This is a genomic window from Fulvivirga kasyanovii, assembly GCF_009711405.1.
Classification (GTDB): Bacteria; Bacteroidota; Bacteroidia; order Cytophagales; family Cyclobacteriaceae; genus Fulvivirga; species Fulvivirga kasyanovii.
In genome coordinates this window covers 1-6,552 of the sequence record NZ_SMLW01000347.1, presented here as the reverse complement: position 1 = coordinate 6,552, position 6,552 = coordinate 1, and the positions used below count along the sequence as shown (strand labels likewise).

Sequence of the window (6,552 nt, the reverse complement as noted above, 5' to 3'; positions counted from 1 at the left end):
TTACCGTCAACGGAAACGGCAAATTTGAAGATCATTATCAACGCAATAGAACCATAAGCCACTCTGGAGAAGTAAAGGACGGAAAGAAAACCGGCACATGGAAAATGTACTATGAAAACGGGAACATTCAGGCACAGGGTGTTTTTGATGACAATGACATATTTGTAATAAATAAATTCTGGAACAAAACCGGTAATTTGCTGGTCGAAGATGGCAATGGAACGGTAAGCCTGACATCTGGCAACACTTACGAAAGCGGCAGGTTGATTAACGGCTACAGAGATGGCGTTTGGCAGGTTTTGGATGATTCCGGAATTCTATACTCAGAAACAACATATAAGAATGGCAAAGCAGACGGCGCACAAAAATTCTACTACCCCTCAGAAGCCTTGAATATTGAGGGATACAACTCCGATGATAAGAAGAATGGGCTTTGGTACTGGTATTATGAAAATGGTCAGGTGGAGACCTCTCTTACCTACGTAAATGATAAAAAAGATGGTGTGCAGGAGTTTTATAACGAGCAAGGAACAAAGGTAAAAGAAGAAATATACAAAGACGGTGAACTGGTTAATGAGATACTGGTAAATTTACAATAGACATAAAGCAAAAAGAGCCATCACCTTTTGTCAGTAAGATGGCTCTTTTTAAATTGTAAATCCTACAATATATAATCCGTACTCACAAAATTCGAAGCTTTACTTTGCAGCAATGCATTAAGTATTTCGTTATTGTACTCATTGTCTTTTGAGGCCACAAACGTTCTGATGGAAAATGATCGTAACGCGTCATGCACACTAAGCGTAGCCACAGCAGAGTCTTTCCGTCCGGTAAAAGGATAAACATCCGGCCCTCTCTGGCATGAGCTATTGAGGTTAACGCGGCAAACAAGGTTGACCAGCGTATCTATCAAAGGCGCAATGGTTTGGATGTCTTTGCCAAACAAACTCACCTGCTGACCGTAGTTGGACTCGGCCATATCATCCAGAGGCTCTTCAATATCTTTAAAAGAAAGGATCGGCACTACTGGCCCGAACTGCTCTTCATGATATACCCGCATCTTTTTATTGACAGGATACAGTACCGCCGGGAAGATATAATTTTCAGTTGTTTCTCCTCCCTTCTTATTAATTACTTTTGCCCCATGAGCCACCGCATCATCTATCAGTTCACGGATATAAGCAGGCTTATCAGGTTCCGGCAAAGGCGTTAGTTTCACACCATCGTCCCACGGATTGCCAAATTTCAGTTCATCCACGCGGCGGGCAAAACGTTCATTAAACTCTTCAACAATATCTTCATGTACATAAAGCACTTTTAAGGCCGTACAGCGTTGCCCGTTGAAAGAAAGGGTTCCGGCTATACACTCATCGATTGTGAGGTCAAGGTCTGCATCAGGTAATACTATGGCCGGGTTTTTGGCTTCCAGGCCCAGCACAAGGCGCAGCCTGTTTTTATGAGGATGCTGATCCTGTAGGGCTATGGCTGACTTGCTGTTTCCAATCAGCGCCAGCACATCGATCTTTCCAGTTTTCATGATAGGCGAAGCCACTTCCCTGCCTCGTCCATAGATAATATTTACCACACCGGGAGGAAAGCTGTTCCTGAATGCCTCCAGCAAAGGAGATATCAGAAGCACCCCATGTTTAGCCGGTTTAAAAATGGCTGTATTGCCCATGATCAGGGCAGGTATAAGCAGTGCAAATGTCTCATTGAGCGGGTAATTGTATGGCCCGAGGCATAGCACCACACCCAACGGCCCACGGCGAATGTGTGCATATACACCATCGTGTTTTTCAAACTTCGCACTGTTTCTATCCAGTTGTTTGTAATCTTCTATGGTGTCATAAATATAATCCACCGTACGGTCAAACTCCTTTTCAGAATCCGGAAGGTTCTTGCCTATCTCCCACATTAAAAGTTTAACCACTTCACCGCGTTTCAGCTTCATCTGCTTCACAAACTTCTCCATGCACGCCACCCGGTCGCTTACCTTCATCGTTGGCCACACCCCCTGCCCCTTGCTATAGGCTTTTGTAGCCGCTTCAAGTGCCTCAAGCGCAGCTTCTTCCGTCATATAAGGTATACTTCCCAGCAAAGTCGGCGCATATTCCCCTTTGGCATTTACACTATGGATAGATGAGTATACATCTGTCATCTTCCCCTGCCAGGGCTTTAGCTCTCCATTAACGAGGTAGGTACTCTGTGTTGTGAGGTTTTCTACTTGAAATTGCGCAGGGATTTCATGTTGCTTTGTCTCCATTGCTAATATTTTTCGTTGAGATTATTGATTGCGCATCCAATAGTGAATCCAAATTCGGAATATTTTACAATATTTCCATGTCTTCATGTGGTTTATTGACCGGCTTCCTGCTTTTATTTTTACATGCCCTGCCACATGTTAACCCAATTAACCAAAGCTGCATCAAGGCACTGTTACACGTTGATTAAGTTTATGTTACCTCCATCAAACAAAATAAAAAAAGCATAATACGGCTTATTAATCAGGGCTTTAAAGAATAAATAATTTTACCTCCTGAGAAACACACTAACCAATTACACTAAAAATGAAAAACAATCTACTCGTACTAGCACTGGCCAGCAGCCTGTTTTACGCATGTGGAGACGACGACGTGACTACCCCGGCCAATCCGGTGGTGCTACAGAACCACTCCAAGACTCCGCATATGATGGATCTGAAATCAGACTTTTCTAATGTTGAGATCTTTACCCTGATCAGCTCTGAAGACCAACTTAGCGAATCCCCTGACTTCGTTTACGGAAGTATGGCTGATGGTGCCGGCCTGCTTAAAAATGATGATGGTACTTTTACATTGATCAACAATATAGAGGCTGACTACTCTATCGCCAGAATAACTCTTGACAAAACTTTTAAGCCTGTAAAAGGTGAATACATAGTTAACTCTGACGCTACTGCAAATACTGCCCAATGCTCAGGTTCATTGATCACTCCGGAAGAGCACGGTTTTGGCCCGCTTTACCTGAGTGGTGGTGAATGGGGAGGATCTTCTACCAACGTATTTGTGACCGATCCTTTTAAAGACGCTTCTACTGCCAGCACTGCAAAGACACTGGTTAATTTCGGCCAATGGACAACAGAAAATGCAGTGGTTTTAGGAAAAGACGCCTTCCCTGGCAAAACCGTTGCATTAATTGGTGACGACAGCCACGGTGAAGCCGGTGGCCAGCTTGCCATGTACGTTTCCAACTCAGCCGGAGATCTTGACAATGGTAAACTTTACGGATTGAAAGTTGGTGACGGTACCGTGGTTGACAACGACCTTGTGGTTGACCAGGAGTATGATGTCACTTTCGTGGAATTGACAGAAAGAACATACGATGCCCTGAATGATGAAGCCATAGCTAAAAGTGTAATGGCTTTCAACAGGGTTGAGGACATTGACTACAGAAAAGGTTCCGGTGAAGCCAACAGGGAGATCTATTTCAATGCAACAGGCAGAAGCCAGTTCAACGATACCAGAACACTTTATGGCCGTGTTTACAAGATCGTATTGGATGAGAATGACCCTACCAAAGGTAAACTTACTCTTGTACTTGATGGCGATGACCTGGATGGAAAAGCTAAAAACTTCCATAGCCCTGACAATATTGTAGTCACTGAAAACTATGCTTATATCCAGGAAGACCCTAACGGATATGACGATGATGCAACCAAGCAACACGATGCATACCTGTACCAGTACAACCTGAAAACAGGTGATTTGAAAGTTGTTCTGGAGGTTGACCGTAATGCATACATTGCCGGTGGATACGGCTCCGCAGACGATGATTTCGGTACCTGGGAGCTTACCGGTATGATCGACATCTCTGATGAAATCGGTATTGAAGGAACTTTTATACTGATCGTACAGGCTCACTCCTGGCAAGATGATGCCTTCCTTAACCCTGATGGAGCAGGTACAGATGAAAACAGCTCCAACGAAGGAAGCTATGCTGTAGTGCTCAAAGGTTTAGAAAGATAATATGAATATCCATTTTCCTATATTGTATAAAGGGGCCTGCCTGCTGGGCCTCTTTATACTCCTTTCTGCATGTTCGGCCAAAGAAAGAGCTGCGGAAAAGCCCATTCCGTTACAAATGCAGGATCAATACCTTCAAGACCTGGAAGAAACCCTGCTTGCAGTCGACCGGATGAAACAAACGGATGATGCAGACAGCCTCAGGTCGATCTTTTTTGAAGCCCGGCTGAAATTCAAGCAGACCGAGCCACTAATGGCTTTCTTTAAGGCCTCAGCTTATAAAGCCCTCAATCAGCCCAACCTCATGATCGTGCATGAAGGTGGCAATGGCATAGAAAACGAACCCCCTCAGGGCTTCCAGGTAGTGGAAGAACTTTTGGCTGAGGATAGTCTGGATATGGATGTAATCCGCGCAGAAGTCGCCAATATCTACAGAACCCTGCAACTGGAAAAAGCCAACGTAAACATTGCCGTTTCAAGCGACTATCATTTTCTCTGGCTGCTCCGTGACTCTTTCATGCGCATCATGGCCCTGGGTATTTCCGGCTTCGACTCGCCAATGTTCCATCACTCGCTTCCGGAAAACAAACAGGTACTCCTCAGCCTTATGGATTACCTGGAGCTTCATAGATCCAAATTTCAGGACAAACAACTTTATGATCAATGGATGGTTGAGCTTAAGCAGGGTGCCGAAAGCCTGGATCAGCAGGATTTTGATACTTTCGACCGTTATAGCTTTATCAAAAACCATATACACCCTTTACTCAGCTTGTGGAAGAGAACCGCAACAGACTGGAATGTAAACTTTCCCTTCGAAACCAAACTCAACTACGAGGCTGAAACATTTTTTGATACTGCCACCTTCAACACTGCAAAGTTTGCCCCCTCCTATTCTCCAAAACCATCCAAGGAGATAGCATCATTGGGTAAGCAGCTATTTTTTGACAAAAACCTGTCGGGCAGTAAAACCATGAGTTGCGCAACGTGCCACCAGCCGGAAAAATACTTCACAGACGGACTGCCAAAATCAAAAGCAAATGATGGTCAGGCATTGTCGCGAAATTCGCCCACGCTACTGTATTCAGCTTTGCAAAACAATCAGTTTTACGATGCACGGGTAGCCAACCTGGAAAACCAGATCATGGATGTGGTAAACAGCGAGAGGGAATTTCATTCAGACCTGAACCGCCTCAAAGAAACAGTTGAAAGCTCAGAAGCATATAAAGCCCGGTTTAAAGCACTTTACAAAGACAGCGTAACCTCCAGAAACATCAGAAATGCTATCGCCCAGTACATCAGAACGTTGGTCCCGTTTAATTCTAAATTTGACAGAAATATATCAGATAAGGAGAACTCTCTCACCACAAGTGAAATTAACGGTTTCAACTTGTTTATGGGTAAAGCGGGTTGTGGCACTTGTCATTTTGCTCCGGTGTTCAATGGCACTGTTCCCCCTTCATTTTCACACACGGAACTGGAAGTATTAGGTGTACCTGAACTGGCCGTATTTGCCAGCGCAACCATTGACCCTGATTCAGGCAGGTTTAACTTGTTCAAAGCTGAACTCAAAAAATTTGCTTTCAAAACACCAACCGTACGGAATGTATCCCGAACTGCACCTTACATGCATAACGGTGTGTACAATACGTTGGAAGAAGTGGTGAAATTTTACAACCTGGGCGGAGGCAGCGGCATTGGTATTGATCTGCACAACCAGACCTTACCCCCTGATACATTAGGGTTAACTGATCAGGAAATCTCAGATATAATACACTTTATGCAAAGCCTGGAAGATGACATCACCACGTCTCCGGCACTAATTTCTATGGGGTCTGACGAATACCATTAGTGGAATTTGATACCCATTCGCTGAGTCAAAAAGCCGCTTAATATAGCAGTAAACACCTAAAAGTCCACTTTTTAGTAAAGTGGTCTTTTGGCAAGCCTTTCGCTTTATTATAAGTGTTCAACAACATGACACTTAGAAATGAAAAGTTTGCTACTAATCATATGCCTTGGGGCTATTTCACCACTTCTTTTTGGACAGGAAAGACAACTGATGGCCAGTCTGAATACAACTGAAGGAACAAACTTATCTTTGGAGGCCCCAAATACCACCAATAGAAATGCATTGAAAAGCTTTGTTAAAAACTATCTGACGTACAGCCCCGACCGGTACATCTATGTTGGCTGTAATGAACAAAACCAATATTATGAAAATGATACGGTGAGGATGCGTAAAATCTCACACGACTACTACCCGGTGTGGCAATGTTGTGAGTTTGTGGAATGGAACCTTATAGATGATGCCCGGTTTCTGTGGTCTGACCTACAAGCCTGTAAAGAAGGTGTTCAACGGTCGTACTATTTATCGACAACAGAAGTGGAAGCCTCTCTTAAAAGTAAAGATATTTATCTCGATGTATCGAGAAACGGATCTACCATCGAACGTTTCAGGCTTATCAGGATTGAAAAGGCCAATTCGAAGAACAATGCCCAACCTGATCCGGTGCTCGTATTGCTCAGGGTGCCTGCTGGAGGACAGGACTAA

At 44.0% G+C, this 6,552-nt stretch carries 5 protein-coding genes; 4 read left to right on the top strand and 1 reads right to left on the bottom strand.

All coding sequences use genetic code 11. From position 1 onward, the window contains the following. On the top strand, positions 1-599 hold a 599-nt coding region (locus tag E1163_RS03530), incomplete at its 5' end, for a toxin-antitoxin system YwqK family antitoxin (protein ID WP_155169511.1). Positions 600-661: 62 nt separating this feature from the next. Here E1163_RS03530 and E1163_RS03525 read toward each other — a convergent pair. After that, complete coding sequence (locus E1163_RS03525; RefSeq protein WP_155169509.1) at positions 662-2,263, bottom strand: NADP-dependent glyceraldehyde-3-phosphate dehydrogenase; 1,602 nt, start codon at positions 2,261-2,263, stop codon at positions 662-664. A gap of 304 nt (positions 2,264-2,567) precedes the next feature. On the opposite strand from E1163_RS03525, the gene E1163_RS03520 reads away from it, so the two are divergent. From E1163_RS03520 to E1163_RS03510, 3 genes are all read left to right on the top strand, one after another. Next, positions 2,568-4,004: a PhoX family protein gene (locus E1163_RS03520; RefSeq protein ID WP_155169506.1), complete on the top strand. Its 1,437-nt coding sequence runs from the start codon at positions 2,568-2,570 to the stop codon at positions 4,002-4,004. A gap of 1 nt (position 4,005) precedes the next feature. Further along, the gene (locus tag E1163_RS03515) at positions 4,006-5,850 is read left to right on the top strand and encodes a cytochrome-c peroxidase (RefSeq protein WP_155169504.1); all 1,845 of its coding nucleotides are present in this window, start codon (positions 4,006-4,008) and stop codon (positions 5,848-5,850) included. A 138-nt stretch (positions 5,851-5,988) separates the two neighbouring features. After that, on the top strand, positions 5,989-6,552 hold the full coding sequence (locus E1163_RS03510; protein ID WP_155169502.1) for a hypothetical protein: 564 nt from the start codon (positions 5,989-5,991) through the stop codon (positions 6,550-6,552).